Below are 15,895 nucleotides of genomic sequence, written 5' to 3'. Positions count from 1 at the left end.
TCAACCGCCTGACTGCGCTGCGCGACCAGCGCGCCGCGCGCCGCGATGTGGTGGGCAAGGTGCGGCTCGAAGTCGATGCCAGCTCGCGCAGCGGCAAGATCGTCGCGGAGCTGGAAGGCGCCACCAAGGCCTACGGTGAACGCACCATCGTGCGCGGCTTCACCGGGACGATCCTGCGCGGTGACAAGGTCGGTTTCATCGGCCCGAACGGCGCCGGCAAGACGACGCTGCTGAAGATGATCCTGGGTGAACTCCAGCCCGACAGCGGCACGGTCAAGCTCGGCACGCTGCTGCAGGTGGCCTACTTCGACCAGATGCGCGAGGCGCTTGACCTCGACGCCACGCTGGCCGACACCATCAGCCCCGGCAGCGAGTGGATCGAGATCGGCAACGCGCGCAAGCACGTGATGAGCTACCTCGGCGACTTCCTGTTCTCGCCGGCGCGGGCCAACTCGCCGGTGCGCAGCCTGTCGGGCGGCGAGCGCAACCGCCTGCTGCTGGCGCGGCTGTTCGCACGGCCGGCGAACGTGCTGGTGCTCGACGAGCCGACCAACGACCTCGACATCGAGACGCTGGAGCTGCTGGAAGATCTGCTGCAGAACTTCAAGGGCACCGTGTTCCTGGTCAGCCACGACCGGCGCTTTCTCGATGCGGTGGTGACCAGCACCATCGTCAGCGAAGGCGATGGCCACTGGCGGGAATACGAAGGCAGCGTCGAGGATTGGCTCCTGCAGTCACAGCGGGCGGCAGCGATGGCCGCCAAAGCGGCGCGCAACGCCCCCGCGCCAGTCCCGGTGAAGGCCGTGGTGGCCGCGGTGCCTGTCGCTGTGCCCGCCATCACCAAGCGCAAGCTCAGCTACAAGGAACAGCGCGAGCTGGACGAACTGCCCGCCCGCATCGCCGCGCTCGAAGCCGAGCAGGTGGCGCTGAACGAGGCGCTGGCCGGCACCGAGCTGTACGCCGGTCCGGCCGACAAGATTGCCGTGGCGCACGCACGCCATGCGGCCATCGACGACGAACTGCTGGTGCTGCTGGAGCGCTGGGAGACGCTGGGCGCGCGCTGACGACTGCGGTGCCCGTGCGGGCACTGCTCAGTGGGCAGCGAGCAGGACCTTGATGTCCGCAGCCAGATCGGCCGGTGGCGTGGCGTGCCGCACATAGAGGCGCACCTTGCCCTGCGGATCGAAGACGAAGGACGCCGCGGTGTGGTCCACGGTGTAGCTGGTCTCGGTCCGGCCTGGCACCTCGCGGTAGAACACCTTGAATTCCTTGGCGGCGGCGGTGACCTCGTCCGGTGTGCCGCGCAGTGCGACCCAGTTCGGATTGAATGCGCCCACATAGGACTTCAGCAGCGTGGCGGTATCGCGTTTCGGATCGACCGTGACGAAGACGCCGACCAGCTTGTCGCCCTCCGGGCCGAGCAGGCGCTGGGTTTCGGCGAGATTGGTCAGCGTGGTCGGGCAGACGTCCGGACACTGCGTGTAGCCGAAGAAGACGACGGCAACCTTGCCCTTCAGGCTGGACAGCAGGAAGGGCTGGCCGTTGGCGTCGGTCAGCGCGAGCTGGCGGGCGTATTCGGCACCGGTGATGTCGAGCGACTTGAAGCTCGGCGGCGGTGTCTTTTCGCAGCCCCCCAGGACACCGAGTACAGCCAGGGTGGAGGCCAGCAGGGCCAGTCGCCGGCCGGGCCGGTGGGGTCGGGTGAAAACGGTCACAGCCAGGGCCTCAGGTAGTGGTCGATCAGCAGCGCGGCGAACAGCAGCGACAGGTGCCAGATCGAGAAGCGGAAGGTTTCGCGCGCGAGGGCTTCGGAGTATTCGCGGCGCAGGCGGATGGCGTAGTGGATGAAGCGCCCACCCAGCACCACCGCCGCGGCCAGATAGAGCCAGCCGCTCATGCCCTGCACGAAGGGCAGCAGCGTCGCCGCGAACAGGATGAAGGTGTAGAGCAGGATCTGCAGCCGCGTGAACGCGTTGCCGTGCGTGACCGGCAGCATGGGCAGACCGGCGCGGGCATAGTCTTCGGCGCGGTAGAGCGCCAGGGCCCAGAAATGCGGCGGCGTCCACAGGAAGATGATCAGGAACAGCGCGATCGCTTCCGATCCGACCTCGCCGGTCAGCGCTGCCCAGCCCAGCACCGGCGGCATCGCGCCCGAGGCGCCACCGATGACGATGTTCTGTGGGGTCATCGGCTTGAGGATCACGGTGTAGACGACCGCGTAGCCGACGAAGGTGCCGAAGGTCAGCCACGCGGTCAGCGGGTTGATGTGCCAGTACAGCAGTGCCATCCCCGCCCCGCCCAGCACGGCCGAGAACAGCAGCGCCTGCGCCTGGCTCAGGTCGCCGTTGGCGGTGGGGCGCCAGGAGGTGCGCTTCATGCGGGCGTCGATCTTCTGCTCGATCAGGCAGTTGAAGGCCGCCGCCGCGCTGGCCACCAGCCAGATGCCGACACTGGCCAGCACGGCCGTGACAACGTCGGTCCAGCGCGGCCGGCCCGGTACGGCCAGCAGCATGCCGATCGCCGCGCAGAACACGATGAGCTGCACGACCCGTGGCTTGGTCAGCGCGACGTACTGGCGCCAGCGCGACAGGCGCGGTGTGGTCGGGGTGAGGGTGGTGGCATTCATCGGGGCAGGACGGCGGACGGGAGGTGGGAGGATGCCGGCAGCGAGGTGGCTGCGGCACGGTGGCTGTGTGCCAGCAGCGCAGCCAGCAGGGCCACCAGTGCGGCCGCGCCGCCGGTGTGGGCCACTGCGGCGGGCAGTGGCCAGCCGAGCACGATGTTGGACAAGCCGGTGAGTGTCTGCAGCGCCGCGATGGCGAGCAGGCCGCGGGCATAGCGCGGCGCTGGCCGACGCAGCGCTGCGATCAGAAGCCCGAGTGCGGTCAGCACGACCAGCGCGCCGATCCGGTGCGTGACGTGGATGGCCGTGAGCGCTGCGAAGGGCAGGGCGCTGCCATCGGCCTGCACGCCCAGACCACGCTGCAGCGTGAAGCCGGCGTCGAAGTCCATCGGCGGCCACCACTGGCCCTGGCAGGTCGGCACGTCCTGGCACGCCAGCACCGCGTAATTGGTGCTCACCCAGCCGCCCAGCGCGACCTGCAGGACAACGAGCCCGAGCACCGCCCAGGCGGCCATGCGCAGCGTGGCCGGCAGCGCGAGTGGCTGCGGGGCATGCCGGCGGGTCTGCACGGCCAGCAGCGCGAGCAGGCCGATGCCGCCGAGCAAGTGGCCGGTGACAATGGCAGGGTAGAGCTTCATCGTCACCGTCAGTGCGCCGAACGCGCCCTGCAGGCAAACCCAGATGAAGGCGAGTGCCGCCCAACCCGGCGCGATCAGCCGCGCCTGCGCCGGATCGCTGCGGCGCAGACGGCGCACGGCCAGCATGCTCCACACCATCAGCACCGTCAGCAGCACGCCGACGCCCGTGGCCAGGTAGCGGTGGATCATCTCGACCCAGGCCTTGCCGTGGGTGACCGGGCCGGTGGGCATCGTGGCTTGTGCCTGCGTGATCTGGTGGATGGCGCCGAACGGACTGGAGTTGCCGTAGCAGCCGGGCCAGTCGGGGCAACCCAGACCGGAATCGGTCAGCCGCGTGAAGGCGCCGAACAGCACGAGATCGAAGGTGAGGAACAGCGTGACCAGCGTCAGCGCCCGCAGCCGCTGCGGCACGGACTCGCCGCGGTGGCGCCACGCCAGCCAGGTCAGCGGCAGCGTGGCCAGTGCGGCCGCCAGCAGCGCGATCTGCGCCAGCGGGCCGAGGTCGATCAGGTCGGTCGGGTTCATGGCGGTTCGTGCGGTCCTGGGCCTCAGCGGGCGAGGCCCGGCGTGGTGGTCACCGGGCCGACGATGGCTGGATCGCGTCCGGCACGGTCCCAGGATGTGGAGGCACGCAGCACGCGCTCGATGTCGCGCTTGACCTTGGCGGGCTCGAATGCCGCAGGGAACCGCATCATCCACACGCCCATCGGGTCGACGAGGTAGAGGTGGGCCGACAGTGGCTCGCCCTGCGCGGGCTTGAGCCAGGCGGCCACCGCTTCGCGCGGTGCGCGCAGCACGCTGGCTTCGACCAGCGCCGGCAGCAGATCGGCGCGCGGCGGCTGGTCGCCGGTGACCAGCCAGACACGGTCGAGCCGGTCCTTTTCCTTGCCCAGCGTCTCGCGCAGCTGGCGCTGGGCGTACAGCAGCTTTTCGCAGGTGCCGTCGCAGGCGCCATCGGCCACGACCACCAGCAACCATTGGTCGCGCAGACTGCGTGGATCGACCGGCTTGCCCTGCAGGTCCGTCAGCGGCAGCGCGGCGGCGGCCGGGAGATCGACCGGGGGCTGGATCAGCGTGCCATGCGCCGGTTGGCCGGTCGGGTGGACGACATAGAAGGTGAAGTACGAGGCGAGCACGGGTGATGCGCAGGCCAGCATGATCAACGCCATCTTCAGCCGACCCAGACGAGTGCGTTGCGGCAGCTCCAGTACGGCCGATGGTGAAGGCAGTTCGTGGACCGACAGGTTCAGCGGTTGAGCGGCATTCGGAGCGTCATGCGACATGGGAAGCGGCCTGCCTGCGCGGGCGAATGAGTTGGAACCAGACGTACAGCCCTGCCATGAGGGTGCTGAGGGCGAACCACTGGGCAGCGTAGCCATGGTGCTTGTCGACACCGACCGACGGAGCGGCCCAGTGGCGCAGCAGGCCCTCGTCCGGCGGTCCTTCGGTCTGGAGCAGCGCGACCGGTCGCAGGCTCAAGCCAGACTCGCGGGCGGCAGCGGCGATGTCGAGATTCTGACGGATGGGGCCGGATTCGACGCCACCGAAGTCGAACAGCCTCGACGGGTTGGGGATGATGCGGGCGACGACGGTCACGGCCTCTGCATCCGGCGTCTTCACCGGCGGCAGGTCTTCGCGCCTCAGGGCATTGCGGGGGGCCCAGCCGCGCTCCACGAGCACGGCGGTGCCGTCGGCGAGCAGCAGCGGCGTCACCACATGGAAGCCCACCCGGCCGTCCATCGGCCGGTTGTCGAGGAACAGTGTCGCACGCACCATCCAGCGGCCTTGCAGCCGGATGCGGCGCTGCGTCTGGGCTTCGACCTCGTCGGGCGTGCGCGCCAGATCGGCAGCGGCCAGCTCTGGCAGCTGCAGGCGTGCATCCAGCAGGGCCTGACGTTCGATTTTCTGGGTCGCCCGGTCCAGCTGCCACACGCCCAGACGCGCTGTTCCGACCACGCCGATGACGGTGGCCAGCAGGATCAGCCAGCGTTGGTGGCGATGTCGGGACAAGGTCATGGAGATGGTCGCAGGGATGGGGTGGTGGTGGAATAATCCGACGTCATGAAAATCATCATCGCGCTGGCGTTTGTCGCCATTCTGGCCGCCCTGGCTTCGGCTGGCCTCTTCATGATCAAGCGCGGATCGGAAGATCAGCAGGCCACCAAGGGACGCATGGCCCGTGCACTGGCGATCCGCGTTGGGCTCTCGGTCAGTGTCTTCCTTTTCGTGCTGCTGAGCTACTTCATGGGCTGGATCGAGCCGACGGGCCTGCCGATCGGACGCTGAGGCGTGCAACGGCGATGGCCTCCAGGGAGGGTCAACAAAAAGAGCGCCGAAGCGCTCTTTTTTGTTTCAGGCAGGGCGCCGGTCGACCGACGCCACGCCATCACATCCAGTAGACGATGAAGTAGAGGCCCAGCCACACCACGTCCACGAAGTGCCAGTACCAGGCGGCGCCTTCGAAGCCGAAGTGGCGCTCGGGCGTGAAGTGGCCCTTCATCAGGCGGATGGTCATGACCAGCAGCATGACGGTGCCGACGAACACATGGAAACCGTGGAAGCCGGTCAGCATGAAGAAGGTCGAGCCGTAGACGCCGGAGCTGAGCTTGAGGTTCAGTTCATGGTAGGCGTGGAAATACTCGTAGCCTTGGCAACCCAGGAAGGTGGCGCCCAGCAGGACGGTGATCCACATCCAGCCGATGGCCTTGGCGCGCTGGTTGGCGATCAGTGCGTGGTGGGCGATCGTCAGCGTCACGCCCGAACTCAGCAGCAGACCGGTGTTGATGGTCGGCAGCGGCCACGGACCCATGGTCTGGAACGGCTCGACGACACCCGCCGGCGAAGCGGTGGCACCGGCAGCGGCGCTTGGCCACACACCCTTGAAGTCTGGCCACAGCAGCGCGTTGTCCAGGCTGCCCAGACTCGGCACCGACTGTGTACGCGCCCAGTACAGCGCGCCGAAGAACGCGGCAAAGAACATCACTTCCGAGAAGATGAACCACGCCATGCTCCAGCGGTGCGAGACATCGACGCGGTTGCTGAGCATGCCGGCTTCGGCTTCACCTGCGGCTTCGCCGAACCACTGGCGCAGCACGAAGACCGTCCACAGCAGGCCGAACAGCAGCGAGTACGCCCCCCAGCCATGGCCGTTGACCCACTGGCCTGCGCCCAGGATCACGAAGAACAGGCCGATGGCCGTCATCACCGGATGCCGCGAGGGCGCCGGAACATAGTAGTAAGGCGTCACGCCCTTGGTTGTTGCCGACATGAGTTGCTCCTGGAATCCGTGTCGCGAATGTTGTGTTGTGTCGTGTTGGACTGGCTCAGCCCGCGATCCAGCGGACCAGCACCACCAGCAGGCCGACAAACAGCGCTGCGCTGAGCAGGCCGGCCAGGATGATGTGCACGGGGTTGAGCTGGTTGATGTCGTTCTGGTGATCGGCCCCGCGGCGGATGCCGAAGAAGGACCAGGCCACGGCCTTCATGCTCTGGCCGAACGAACTCTTGCGCTGCACTGCATCGCGCAAGTCGTCTGCCGAAGTCCGCTGTTCCTGGGTCATGAGCGCACCCCTTGCCGCAGCACGGGTGCAGCCGATCCGGTGACCGGTGCCGCTGGTGTCTTGGAGCCGACTTCGAAGAAGGTGTAGGACAGCGTGATGGTGGTCACGTCCTTGGACAGCTTCGGGTCGATCACGAACACCACGGGCCAGCGCTTGGACTCGCCAGGTGCCAGCGTGTACTGGTTGAAGCAGAAACACTCCAGCTTGTTGAAGTGGGCCATGGCCTGCTTCGGGGCGTAGCTGGGAATGGCCTGCGCGGACATCGTGCGGTTCTGGACGTTGCGGAACTCGTACATCACCGTGGTCACTTCGCCGGGATGGACCTGGACGGAAGACTGGGCGGGCTTGAAGTCCCATGGGCCGCGGGCGTTGGCATCGAACTCGACCGTGATGGTGCGGCTGGTGTCGACCTGGGTGTTGGCCTTGCCGGTGACCCCTGCGTCAAGCTGCTCGCTGCGGCTGAGGATGTTGATGCCGAGCGCTTCGCAGATGGACTTGTACATCGGCACCATGGCATAGCCGAAGCCGAACATCGCCACGGCGATGACCCCCAGCTTCCCCAGCATGTGCTTGTTGTCGCGCTGGAGGCCGAGGTCCTTCCGCGAGTCGCTCATCGAACAGCCCCCGACATCAGTGCGACCCGGGCCATGAAGCCGACGAAGAACACCAGCGCCACCGTGGCCAGGATCAGCCCGAGTCGCACATTGCTGCGCCGTTTTTCTTCGTTGTTCATGGCAGGTCGTCCTTGGTCGATCAGAACTTCAGCACCTTGGTGGCGGTGACGTCCAGCGTGGGCGGGGTCTCGAAGGTGTGGAACGGAGCCGGCGACGGCACTTCCCATTCCAGGCCTTCAGCGCCTTCCCACGGCTTCTGCGGGGCCTTGGCACCCTTGCCGCGCATCATCGGTACGACGACGAACAGGAAGAAGTAGACCTGCATCAGACCGAAGCCCAGCGCACCGATCGACGCGATCATGTTGAAGTCGGCGAACTGCAGCGGATAGTCCGCGTACCGGCGCGGCATGCCAGCCATGCCCAGGAAGTGCATCGGGAAGAAGGTGATGTTGAAGGTGACCAGCGAGCCCCAGAAGTGGAACTTGCCGCGGCCTTCGGAGTACATCGTGCCGGTCCACTTCGGACCCCAGTAGTACACGCCACCGAACATCGCGAACAGCGAGCCGGCCACCAGCACGTAGTGGAAGTGCGCCACGACGTAGTAGGTGTCCTGCAGGTTGATGTCGATCGGGGCCATCGACAGGATCAGGCCGGTGAAGCCGCCCATCGTGAACACGAAGATGAAGCCCACGGCCCACAGCATCGGGGTCTCGAAGGTCATCGAGCCGCGCCACATCGTCGCGATCCAGTTGAACACCTTCACGCCGGTCGGCACCGAGATCAGCATCGTCGCGTACATGAAGAACAGCTGGCCCGTCAGCGGCATGCCGGTCGTGTACATGTGGTGGGCCCACACGATGAATGACAGGATGGCGATGGAGGCAGTGGCATACACCATCGAGGCGTAGCCGAACAGGCGCTTGCGGGCGAAGGCCGGGATGATCTGGCTCACGATGCCGAAGGCCGGCAGGATCATGATGTAGACCTCGGGGTGACCGAAGAACCAGAACACGTGCTGGTACATGATCGGGTCACCGCCGCCGGCGGGATTGAAGAAGCTGGTCCCGAAGTGGCGGTCCGTCAGCGTCATGGTGATCGCACCGGCCAGCACGGGCATGACCGCGATCAGCAGGTAGGCGGTGATCAGCCAGGTCCAGACGAACATCGGCATCTTCATCAGCGTCATGCCGGGCGCGCGCATGTTCAGGATGGTGACGACGATGTTGATCGAGCCCATGATCGACGAGGCGCCCAGGATGTGCATCGCGAAGATGCCGGCATCCATCGACGGGCCCATCTGCAGCGTCAGCGGGGCGTAGAGCGTCCAGCCGGCGGCGGGTGCGCCACCGGGCATGAAGAAGCTCGACACCAGCATGATCGCGGCGGGAATCATCAGCCAGAAGCTGAAGTTGTTCATCCGCGCGAAGGCCATGTCGCCTGCGCCGATCTGCAGCGGGATCATCCAGTTCGCGAAGCCCACGAAGGCCGGCATGATCGCGCCGAACACCATGATCAGCCCGTGCATCGTGGTGAACTGGTTGAACAGCTCAGGGTTCACGAACTGCAGGCCCGGCTGGAACAGCTCGAGCCGGATCAGCAGCGCGAGGATGCCGCCGATCATCAGCATCGTGAAGGAGAACAGCATGTACAGCGTGCCGATGTCCTTGTGGTTGGTCGCAAAGACCCAGCGACGCCAGCCGTGGGGAGCGTGGTGGTCGTCATGGGCATGGTCGTCATGCCCGTGACCGTGACCGCCCGGATGGAGAACTGCGCTCATGGGTAGTGATCCTCTGGAATGTCGTCGTGGTTACTTGCGAGCAGCGACCACTTCGGCCGGCTGGACGATCTGTTCGGTCTTGTTGGACCAGTTGTTCTTGGTGAACGTGATCACGGCGGCGATCTCGGTGTCCGAGAGCTGCTTCCATGACGGCATCGCACCATTGTTCTGGCCGTGCAGCAGCACCGCGATCTGCTTGCCCTTGTCGGCGTCGAGCACGACTGGCGAGCCATCCAGCGGCTTGACCGGGCCGCCACCCTTGCCGTTGGCCTGGTGGCAGGCGGCGCAGTTGTTGGCGTAGACCTTCTCGCCGCGGGCGATCAGATCCGGCAGCTTCCATTCCTTGGCCGGATCGTCGGCCAAGGCGGCCAGCTTCTTCTTCTCGCCGGCGACCCATGTGGTGTACTCCACGTCGGTCACGACCTTGACGTGGATCGGCATGTAGGCGTGTTCCTTGCCGCACAGCTCGGCGCACTGGCCGTAGAAGTCCCCGGTCTTGTCTGCGCGGAACCATGTGTCGCGCACGAAACCGGGAATCGCATCCTGCTTGACGCCGAAGGCCGGGATCATCCAGGCGTGGATGACGTCGTTGGCGGTGGTGATGATGCGGATCTTCTTGCCGACCGGCACGACCAGCGGGTTGTCCACCTTCAGAAGGTAGTTGTCACCCTCGGGCTTGCCGGCGTCCGACATGGCACGCTGGGTGGTGTCGAGCGTCTGCAGGAAGCTGATGCCTTCGCCTTCGCCCTTCAGGTAGTCGTAGCCCCACTTCCACTGGTAGCCGGTGGCCTTGATGGTCACGTCGGCATTGGTGGTGTCTTTCATCGCCACGACGGTCTTGGTCGCCATGGCGCCCATGCCGATGACGATGATGAAGGGCACGACCGTCCATGCGATCTCGACCGCAACGCTTTCATGGAAATTCGCCGGCTTGTGCCCCCTGGACTTGCGGTGCTTGATGATCGAATAGAACATCACGCCGAACACGGCCAGACAGATCACACCGCAGATGACCATCATCACCACGTGCAGCCAGTGCTGTTCGGTGGCGATCTGTGTGGCAGGCGTCTGGAAGTCCATCTGACGGACGCCCGGACCACCGGGCAGATCGTTCACTGCCAGTGCCATGGTTGTGACCATGGAAGCACATGCAGCCAGACTCCACTGGCTCGCATGGCGCCACAGAGCTTTCTTCATCATCATCTGCGCTCTCTTTCTCTACCAGATCGGCTGGCCGGTGGCCGCCGCGGACATAGTGTCTTGTCTGTCTGCAAACATGCACCACCAGCACCGACCCGCCATCAGGAAGCGTCCGGATGACTGGAGCGGAAAACCAGTGGGTGTGGATTGATCTCCGTCAGCAGCGATCCGAAGGCTATTTGATTCGGATCATTGCAAAGGCTATCGAACAGGCTGCGAATTTTAGGCGCTGATATCAATGCGGGGCAATGTTTCGCATGGCGTGGCGGCTGTACCGCACTCAGTCCGCACGCCCGGGGTTGCGCTGGCGCGTCATTTCACGCATGGCATCGAGCGAAATCTCCGTCTGTGCCCCCATCCGCGCTCGGGTGACCGGACGGAATGCATGCCCGTAGATGATCTCGAACCCCAGGTGCAGCCGCCCGTCGGCACCAGTCAGATGCTGTGTCAGGGCCATGTCCAGTTTGCGGCGCCAGTCGTGGCCGCGCAATCCGGGTTGACGCGCAGGCGCGGTGTTGCACCCGAGTCCACGCAGCTCGGCCAGCAGCGCCGCGGGGCTGTCCCAGGTCAGGGTCAGGCGCTCCATGTCCATGACCGGATCGGCAAACCCGGCATGCACCAGCTCGTCGCCCAGGTCGTGCATGTCGACCCACGGGCTGCCTGGCGGGCCCCAGCCAAGTTCGGCATAGACCGCGTGCAGCTCCTTGAGTGTGTCCGGTCCGAAGCACGAGAACATCAGAAACCCGTCCACTTCCAATGCGGCGTGCCAGCGTGGCAGCAGCGCCGGAAGGTCATCGACCCAGTGGAGCATCATGTTGGCCCACAGCAACTCGGCGGTGGGTGGGCTCCACGAACTTTCGGCCCGTGCCTGCTGGCCGATCAGACGCTGCCACCAGCGCGGACCTGTTTCCGCGCCGGCAAAGGCTTCGGGCATGGGCAGGTCATCGCAGCCGTACGGCAGGAGGCGGGCCTGCGGATAATGCGCCTTCAGCAGGGCGGTGCTGCCCGAGGTGGGGCTCCACCAGTCGATGACCCGGGCGGGCTGGCGGCGTACCAGCGACAGGCGGTCGGCCATGCGACGGGCGATCTCCTCATGCAGCCAGGGTGCGGCGTGGCTGGTGGTGCGTCGAAGGTGGCGTTGCAGCGCGGCGGCGTCGATCCGGGGCGTGCGTCGGGCGGTGGTGGTGGGTTCGGCCATGGTGGCGGAACTGTATAGTCAGCCGGACATGACTCTGCGCAACTCACGGCCCGTTCTTGCCTGGCGCACCTTGGCTGCCACCTGGCGCTGGACGCCGGGCTCGGCCTGCCAGATCTGCGCCAGCTGGCAGCGCGATGCGGTCTGCGACGAATGCCAGCGCCGGTTTCTTCGCCCGTGCCACCGCTGCCGCTGCTGTGCGGCGGCGCTGGCCGGTCTGAACGAGGTCTGTGGTCGCTGCATCCTGCGCCCGCCGGCCTTCGACCAGACGCTGGCGGCGGTCGATTACGCGTATCCCTGGGACGGGCTGGTCACGCGCTTCAAGTTCGGTGGTGCCTGCGAGCTGGCCAGGCCGCTGGCGGACCTGATGAGCGAGGCGCTCTGGACCGCCGCGGAACAGATCGGCTTCGAGCCACCCGATGTGCTGTTGCCGGTGCCGCTGTCCGCGGCCCGGCAGCGCGAGCGCGGCTACAACCAGGCGTGGGAGCTGGCGCGCCGCATCGGGCCTGCGCTGGAGGTGCCCAGCCACGCGCGCTGGGTCGAGCGTGTGCTCGACACGCCGCACCAGACCGGCCTGCCGCGTGCCGAGCGTCTGCACAACCTGCGCGGCGCGTTCGCGGTGACGCCTGCAGGCCGGGCCGGGCTGGCGGGCCGCCGTGTGGCGATCCTCGACGATGTGATGACGACCGGCGCGACGCTGGACGCGCTGGCCGCGACCGTGCGCCGAGCGGGCGCCACGGCAGTGCAGAGCTGGGTGTTCGCGCGCACGGTGAGCGATGATGCGGCCCCCTGACCGACCGCCGTCCTGCCGCCCCGCACCATGTTCCGCATCGTTCTCGTCCACCCCGAAATCCCGCCCAACACCGGCAACGTGATCCGGCTGGCGGCCAACACCGGCTGCGAATTGCACCTGGTCGAGCCGCTCGGCTTCTCGATGGACGACAAGCTGCTGCGCCGCGCCGGGCTGGACTACCACGAGTACGCGCCGGTGTGCCGCCACGCATCGTGGGACGCGCTGATCGCCGAGTGCCAGCCGGATCGGGCGCGCATGTTCGCGCTCACCACCCGCGGCAGCCGGCCCCTTGCCGAGGTGGCGTGGCAACCGGGCGACTGGCTGGTGTTCGGCTGCGAAACGGGAGGCCTGCCGCCCGCATTGCGCGACACCTTTCCGCAGGCGCAGCGCGTGCGCCTGCCGATGCGGCCCGGACAGCGCAGCCTCAACCTGAGCAATGCGGTGGCGGTGACGGTGTTCGAGGCGTGGCGCCAGAACGGCTACGCCGGTGCAGTCTGAGGCGGTCTCCGCCGGCGTGGATCAGGTTTCGGCGCGGGCGCCGCGCTGCATCAGCGCCTGCACCGCCTGCTGCGGCGACCACTCGCCCTGCAGCACGGCGACCACCGCCCGGGTGATCGGCATGTCCACGCCCAGCGCCTGCGCGCGGTCGTGCACGGTGCGGGCGCTGTAGACGCCTTCCGACACATGGCCGAGTTCTTCGAGGATGCGGCCGAGCGACTGTCCTTCGGCCAGGCGCAGACCGACGCGGCGGTTGCGCGAGAGGTCGCCGGTGGCGGTGAGCACCAGATCGCCCAGACCGGACAGTCCCATGAAGGTCTCGGCCTGTGCGCCGAGCGCCAGTCCGAGCCGGGTCATCTCGGCCAGACCGCGGGTGATCAGCGCAGCACGGGCGTTCAGGCCCAGCGCCATGCCGTCGGCCATGCCGGTGGCGATGGCCAGCACGTTCTTCACCGCGCCACCCACCTCGACGCCGACCGGATCGGTGGACGAGTAGATGCGCAGGGTCGTGCTGTGCAGCGCGTCCACCGCGGCTTGCCGCAGCGTGGCGTCCTGGCTGGCGGCGACGAGCGCGGTCGGCTGTTCGCGGGCGACTTCGAGCGCGAAGCTCGGTCCGCTCAGGACGCCAGCGCGCACGCCGGGCGCCGCTTCGCGGGCGATCTCGTGGCCGAGCAGGCCGGTGCCTGCTTCGAAACCCTTGCTCAGCCAGAGCGCTGCCGACCCCACGGGCAGGCGCTGCAGCATCGCGCGCAGCGCGGCCGTCGGCGTGGCGACGATGACGAGGCCGTCCAGGCCGGCATGGGCCAGCGCGGCGTCGAAATCGGCAGTGACCGACAGCGCCGATGGCAGCGGCACGCCGGGCAGGTAGCGCCCGTTGCTGTGCTGTGCGGTGATCGCGTCGGCCTGGGCGGCGTCGCGCGCCCACAGCACCGTGGGGTGGCGCCGCGCTGCGTGCGCAGCAACGGCGGTCCCCCAGGCGCCGGCGCCCAGTACGGTGATCTGCATCAGCGCCAGCCGGCGATCAGCTGTTCAGCGCGCCGTTGCCCTGCTGGGCTTCGTACATCGCCTGGAAGTTGACTTCGGCCAGGTGCACCGGCGGGAAGCCGGCGCGCGTCACGGTGTCGGCGACGACGGCGCGCAGGTACGGGTAGACGATGCCGGGGCAGGCGATGCCCAGGATCGGCTGCATCTGCTCGGGGTCGATGTTGCGGATCTCGAAGATGCCGGCTTCCTTGGCTTCGCACAGGAACAGGGTGCGGTCGCCGAGCTTGGTGGTGACGGTGGCGGTCACGCAGACTTCATAGATGCCGTCGGCCACGGGGGCGACTTCGACGCCGAGGTTGATGTCCACGGCCGGCTGGCCCTGCTCGATCAGGATCTGCGGCGAGTTCGGCTGTTCGAGCGACAGGTCCTTCAGGTACACGCGCTGGATCTGGAACACGGGTTGTTCTTGCGTGTCGATTGCGTCAGCCATGGTCAGTTCTCGGTGGGGAAAATCAAAAAAACATCAACAAAACGCACAGGGTCTGTGCGGGTCGGCGGGAATATAGCAGCAGCGCTCCGGCGCATACTGGACCGCATGGCGCACCTCACCCTCATCCGTCACGGAGAAACCGACTCGAACCGCGTGCACCGCTTCCAGGGGCAGATGGACGTGCCGCTCAACGCCACCGGGCGGCTGCAGGCCGAGCGCCTGGCCGAGCGGCTGGCGGATGAACGCTTCGACGCGGGCGTGGTGAGCGACCTGTCGCGCACCCGGGCAACCGCTGCGCCGCTGGCCGAGCGGCTCGGATTGTCCCTGCAGCACGACGCCCGCTGGCGTGAGCAGCATTTCGGTGTCTTCGAGGGGCAGCAGGTCACGGACCTCCTCGACCGGCACCCGGACCTGTGGGCGCAGTGGATCCGCCAGGACGCCGACTTCGCGCTGCCCGGTGGCGGCGAGAGCATCCGGGCCTTCCACACGCGGGTCTGGTCGGCGCTCGACGCGCTGGCGGCAGCGCATGCCGGGCAGCGGGTGCTGGTGGTGACGCACGGCGGCGTGCTGGACATGGTCTGGCGCACGGTGCGTGGCCAGTCGCTGTCGAGCGCGCGGCAGTGCGCGATTCCGAATGCGGGCCTCAACCGGCTGCGCTGGCACGGCCCCGGGCAGGCCGAGATCGAGGTCTGGGCGGACGAGGCCCACCTGGTCGGTCTGCCGGCACAACCGTCGACGGTGTCGCTGAGCGTGCGTTACGGCGCGGGCGTGTCCGCACCCTGAACCTGGTGTGCCGCGGCCAGTGCGGCGACCGGACCGGCCAGTGCCGTGCGCACCGTGGCGCTGTCCAGCGAGCCGGCTTGCGCTGCCTGCACCATGCGCTCCAGCGTTCCGGCGTGCGGCATCACGGTGCCGAGGAACAGCGGTCGCGGCGCCTGTCCCTTCAGCACCAGCAGCGTCGGGAAGTTCTCGATGTCCAGCGCCTCGTCGCCGAGGGCGTCGCTGTGGTCCTCGATGTCGATCCAGGCGAAGCGCACGTCCGGGTGTGCCTGCGCCACCTGCGCGAAGGTGGCGGCGTAGGCCTGGCAGGCGACGCACCAGCCCGCGCACAGGCAGGCGACGGTGAGCGGCTCGGGGTGGGCGGTCGGTGCGGACATGGTTTTCAGTGTGCCAGAGCGTGCACAGGGCCACATATTCGTTCTATGCATATGGATAGTCGGTTTGAATCGTTTTCCGATGAAGTACGGGCCGGAATAATCGCCTGGTGAACTTCCAGCAACTGCGCTCCGTGCGCGAAACCGTCCGCCAAGGCTTCAACCTCACCGAAGTCGCCCTCGTCCTGCACACCTCGCAGCCCGGCGTGAGCCGGCAGATCCGCGAACTGGAGGAGGAACTCGGCGTCGAGATCTTCGTGCGCGCCGGCAAGCGGCTCACTGGGCTGACGCCGCCGGGCGAGGTCGTGCTGCCGATCGTCGAGCGGCTGCTGATCGAGGCGGACAACCTCAGGCGCGCCGGTGCCGACT

21 protein-coding genes are annotated in these 15,895 nt (G+C 67.3%); 6 read left to right on the top strand and 15 right to left on the bottom strand.

The genetic code is table 11. From position 1 onward, the window contains the following. On the top strand, window positions 1-1,064 hold a 1,064-nt coding region (locus AB3X43_RS18685), incomplete at its 5' end, for an ATP-binding cassette domain-containing protein (RefSeq protein WP_369431378.1). Between the two features lie 27 nt (window positions 1,065-1,091). Here the strand turns inward: AB3X43_RS18685 and AB3X43_RS18680 are convergent. From AB3X43_RS18680 to AB3X43_RS18660, 5 genes are read right to left on the bottom strand one after another with little or no spacing between them, the layout of a single operon-like run. Then, on the bottom strand, window positions 1,092-1,715 hold the full coding sequence (locus tag AB3X43_RS18680) for an SCO family protein (protein WP_369431377.1): 624 nt from the start codon (window positions 1,713-1,715) through the stop codon (window positions 1,092-1,094). Further along, window positions 1,712-2,626 (bottom strand): heme o synthase, encoded by a 915-nt coding sequence (gene cyoE, locus AB3X43_RS18675; RefSeq protein WP_369431376.1) that lies wholly within the window; start codon window positions 2,624-2,626, stop codon window positions 1,712-1,714. The genes AB3X43_RS18680 and cyoE overlap by 4 nt, the downstream gene beginning before the upstream one ends. Further along, window positions 2,623-3,786, bottom strand: coding sequence for a COX15/CtaA family protein (locus AB3X43_RS18670; RefSeq protein WP_369431375.1), 1,164 nt, complete (start codon window positions 3,784-3,786; stop codon window positions 2,623-2,625). Before AB3X43_RS18670 ends, cyoE begins: the two co-directional genes overlap by 4 nt. 23 nt (window positions 3,787-3,809) lie before the next feature. Further along, on the bottom strand, window positions 3,810-4,544 hold the full coding sequence (locus tag AB3X43_RS18665) for an SCO family protein (RefSeq protein ID WP_369431374.1): 735 nt from the start codon (window positions 4,542-4,544) through the stop codon (window positions 3,810-3,812). Beyond that, complete coding sequence (locus tag AB3X43_RS18660) at window positions 4,534-5,277, bottom strand: SURF1 family protein (protein ID WP_369431373.1); 744 nt, start codon at window positions 5,275-5,277, stop codon at window positions 4,534-4,536. Before AB3X43_RS18660 ends, AB3X43_RS18665 begins: the two co-directional genes overlap by 11 nt. Before the next feature lie 45 nt (window positions 5,278-5,322). Here AB3X43_RS18660 and AB3X43_RS18655 point away from each other — a divergent pair, with 45 nt between their 5' ends. Further along, on the top strand, window positions 5,323-5,547 hold the full coding sequence (locus AB3X43_RS18655; RefSeq protein WP_369431372.1) for a twin transmembrane helix small protein: 225 nt from the start codon (window positions 5,323-5,325) through the stop codon (window positions 5,545-5,547). Between the two features lie 100 nt (window positions 5,548-5,647). Here AB3X43_RS18655 and AB3X43_RS18650 read toward each other — a convergent pair whose 3' ends face one another. From AB3X43_RS18650 to AB3X43_RS18620, 7 genes are all read right to left on the bottom strand, one after another. Continuing rightward, window positions 5,648-6,529, bottom strand: a complete 882-nt coding sequence (locus AB3X43_RS18650; RefSeq protein ID WP_369431371.1) for a cytochrome c oxidase subunit 3 — start codon at window positions 6,527-6,529, stop codon at window positions 5,648-5,650. A 55-nt stretch (window positions 6,530-6,584) separates the two neighbouring features. Further along, a complete protein-coding gene (locus AB3X43_RS18645; RefSeq protein WP_369431370.1) occupies window positions 6,585-6,821 on the bottom strand; it encodes a DUF2970 domain-containing protein in 237 nt (78 codons plus the stop codon). Then, window positions 6,818-7,435: a cytochrome c oxidase assembly protein gene (locus AB3X43_RS18640; protein ID WP_369431369.1), complete on the bottom strand. Its 618-nt coding sequence runs from the start codon at window positions 7,433-7,435 to the stop codon at window positions 6,818-6,820. Before AB3X43_RS18640 ends, AB3X43_RS18645 begins: the two co-directional genes overlap by 4 nt. Further along, complete coding sequence (locus tag AB3X43_RS18635) at window positions 7,432-7,554, bottom strand: cytochrome oxidase small assembly protein (protein ID WP_369431368.1); 123 nt, start codon at window positions 7,552-7,554, stop codon at window positions 7,432-7,434. The genes AB3X43_RS18640 and AB3X43_RS18635 overlap by 4 nt, the downstream gene beginning before the upstream one ends. A gap of 20 nt (window positions 7,555-7,574) precedes the next feature. Beyond that, window positions 7,575-9,212, bottom strand: a complete 1,638-nt coding sequence (ctaD, locus tag AB3X43_RS18630; protein WP_369431367.1) for a cytochrome c oxidase subunit I — start codon at window positions 9,210-9,212, stop codon at window positions 7,575-7,577. Between the two features lie 30 nt (window positions 9,213-9,242). Continuing rightward, window positions 9,243-10,352 carry a cytochrome c oxidase subunit II gene (gene coxB / locus AB3X43_RS18625; protein WP_473965150.1) on the bottom strand — a complete coding sequence of 370 codons (1,110 nt, stop codon included), beginning with the start codon at window positions 10,350-10,352 and terminating at the stop codon, window positions 9,243-9,245. Window positions 10,353-10,692: 340 nt separating this feature from the next. Beyond that, window positions 10,693-11,610: a class I SAM-dependent methyltransferase gene (locus AB3X43_RS18620; RefSeq protein ID WP_369431365.1), complete on the bottom strand. Its 918-nt coding sequence runs from the start codon at window positions 11,608-11,610 to the stop codon at window positions 10,693-10,695. 28 nt (window positions 11,611-11,638) lie between these two features. On the opposite strand from AB3X43_RS18620, the gene AB3X43_RS18615 reads away from it, so the two are divergent. Together AB3X43_RS18615 and trmL are read left to right on the top strand one after the other, a co-directional pair. Beyond that, window positions 11,639-12,400, top strand: a complete 762-nt coding sequence (locus AB3X43_RS18615) for a ComF family protein (protein WP_369431364.1) — start codon at window positions 11,639-11,641, stop codon at window positions 12,398-12,400. Window positions 12,401-12,427: 27 nt separating this feature from the next. Further along, the gene (gene trmL / locus AB3X43_RS18610) at window positions 12,428-12,898 is read left to right on the top strand and encodes a tRNA (uridine(34)/cytosine(34)/5-carboxymethylaminomethyluridine(34)-2'-O)-methyltransferase TrmL (protein ID WP_369431363.1); all 471 of its coding nucleotides are present in this window, start codon (window positions 12,428-12,430) and stop codon (window positions 12,896-12,898) included. Between the two features lie 21 nt (window positions 12,899-12,919). Here trmL and AB3X43_RS18605 read toward each other — a convergent pair whose 3' ends face one another. Further along, complete coding sequence (locus tag AB3X43_RS18605) at window positions 12,920-13,903, bottom strand: NAD(P)H-dependent glycerol-3-phosphate dehydrogenase (protein WP_369431362.1); 984 nt, start codon at window positions 13,901-13,903, stop codon at window positions 12,920-12,922. A gap of 16 nt (window positions 13,904-13,919) precedes the next feature. Beyond that, window positions 13,920-14,372, bottom strand: coding sequence for a protein-export chaperone SecB (gene secB, locus AB3X43_RS18600; RefSeq protein WP_369431361.1), 453 nt, complete (start codon window positions 14,370-14,372; stop codon window positions 13,920-13,922). A 105-nt stretch (window positions 14,373-14,477) separates the two neighbouring features. Between secB and AB3X43_RS18595 the strand changes: the two genes are divergently transcribed. Further along, window positions 14,478-15,155, top strand: coding sequence for a histidine phosphatase family protein (locus AB3X43_RS18595; RefSeq protein ID WP_369431360.1), 678 nt, complete (start codon window positions 14,478-14,480; stop codon window positions 15,153-15,155). Here AB3X43_RS18595 and AB3X43_RS18590 read toward each other — a convergent pair. Further along, window positions 15,128-15,529 carry a thioredoxin family protein gene (locus tag AB3X43_RS18590; RefSeq protein WP_369431359.1) on the bottom strand — a complete coding sequence of 134 codons (402 nt, stop codon included), beginning with the start codon at window positions 15,527-15,529 and terminating at the stop codon, window positions 15,128-15,130. The two genes, AB3X43_RS18595 and AB3X43_RS18590, sit on opposite strands and share 28 nt — an antisense overlap. Before the next feature lie 107 nt (window positions 15,530-15,636). Here AB3X43_RS18590 and AB3X43_RS18585 point away from each other — a divergent pair. Next, the coding region (locus tag AB3X43_RS18585; protein WP_369431358.1) for a LysR family transcriptional regulator at window positions 15,637-15,895 on the top strand (259 nt) is incomplete at its 3' end.

The sequence above is a fragment of the Sphaerotilus sp. genome, assembly GCF_041083715.1.
Classification (GTDB): Bacteria; Pseudomonadota; Gammaproteobacteria; order Burkholderiales; family Burkholderiaceae_C; genus Sphaerotilus.
Note: the sequence above shows the minus strand (reverse complement) of the source record. Positions and strands in the feature narration are given on the sequence as shown.

Coding starts and splice junctions, on each gene's coding strand:
- cyoE (WP_369431376.1), bottom strand. CDS start 2,626: ATGAATGCCACCACCCTCACCCCGACCACACCGCGCCTGTCGCGCTGG.
- AB3X43_RS18670 (WP_369431375.1), bottom strand. CDS start 3,786: ATGAACCCGACCGACCTGATCGACCTCGGCCCGCTGGCGCAGATCGCG.
- AB3X43_RS18665 (WP_369431374.1), bottom strand. CDS start 4,544: ATGTCGCATGACGCTCCGAATGCCGCTCAACCGCTGAACCTGTCGGTC.
- AB3X43_RS18660 (WP_369431373.1), bottom strand. CDS start 5,277: ATGACCTTGTCCCGACATCGCCACCAACGCTGGCTGATCCTGCTGGCC.
- AB3X43_RS18655 (WP_369431372.1), top strand. CDS start 5,323: ATGAAAATCATCATCGCGCTGGCGTTTGTCGCCATTCTGGCCGCCCTG.
- AB3X43_RS18650 (WP_369431371.1), bottom strand. CDS start 6,529: ATGTCGGCAACAACCAAGGGCGTGACGCCTTACTACTATGTTCCGGCG.
- AB3X43_RS18645 (WP_369431370.1), bottom strand. CDS start 6,821: ATGACCCAGGAACAGCGGACTTCGGCAGACGACTTGCGCGATGCAGTG.
- AB3X43_RS18640 (WP_369431369.1), bottom strand. CDS start 7,435: ATGAGCGACTCGCGGAAGGACCTCGGCCTCCAGCGCGACAACAAGCAC.
- AB3X43_RS18635 (WP_369431368.1), bottom strand. CDS start 7,554: ATGAACAACGAAGAAAAACGGCGCAGCAATGTGCGACTCGGGCTGATC.
- ctaD (WP_369431367.1), bottom strand. CDS start 9,212: ATGAGCGCAGTTCTCCATCCGGGCGGTCACGGTCACGGGCATGACGAC.
- coxB (WP_473965150.1), bottom strand. CDS start 10,352: ATGGTCACAACCATGGCACTGGCAGTGAACGATCTGCCCGGTGGTCCG.
- AB3X43_RS18620 (WP_369431365.1), bottom strand. CDS start 11,610: ATGGCCGAACCCACCACCACCGCCCGACGCACGCCCCGGATCGACGCC.
- AB3X43_RS18615 (WP_369431364.1), top strand. CDS start 11,639: ATGACTCTGCGCAACTCACGGCCCGTTCTTGCCTGGCGCACCTTGGCT.
- trmL (WP_369431363.1), top strand. CDS start 12,428: ATGTTCCGCATCGTTCTCGTCCACCCCGAAATCCCGCCCAACACCGGC.
- AB3X43_RS18605 (WP_369431362.1), bottom strand. CDS start 13,903: ATGCAGATCACCGTACTGGGCGCCGGCGCCTGGGGGACCGCCGTTGCT.
- secB (WP_369431361.1), bottom strand. CDS start 14,372: ATGGCTGACGCAATCGACACGCAAGAACAACCCGTGTTCCAGATCCAG.
- AB3X43_RS18595 (WP_369431360.1), top strand. CDS start 14,478: ATGGCGCACCTCACCCTCATCCGTCACGGAGAAACCGACTCGAACCGC.
- AB3X43_RS18590 (WP_369431359.1), bottom strand. CDS start 15,529: ATGTCCGCACCGACCGCCCACCCCGAGCCGCTCACCGTCGCCTGCCTG.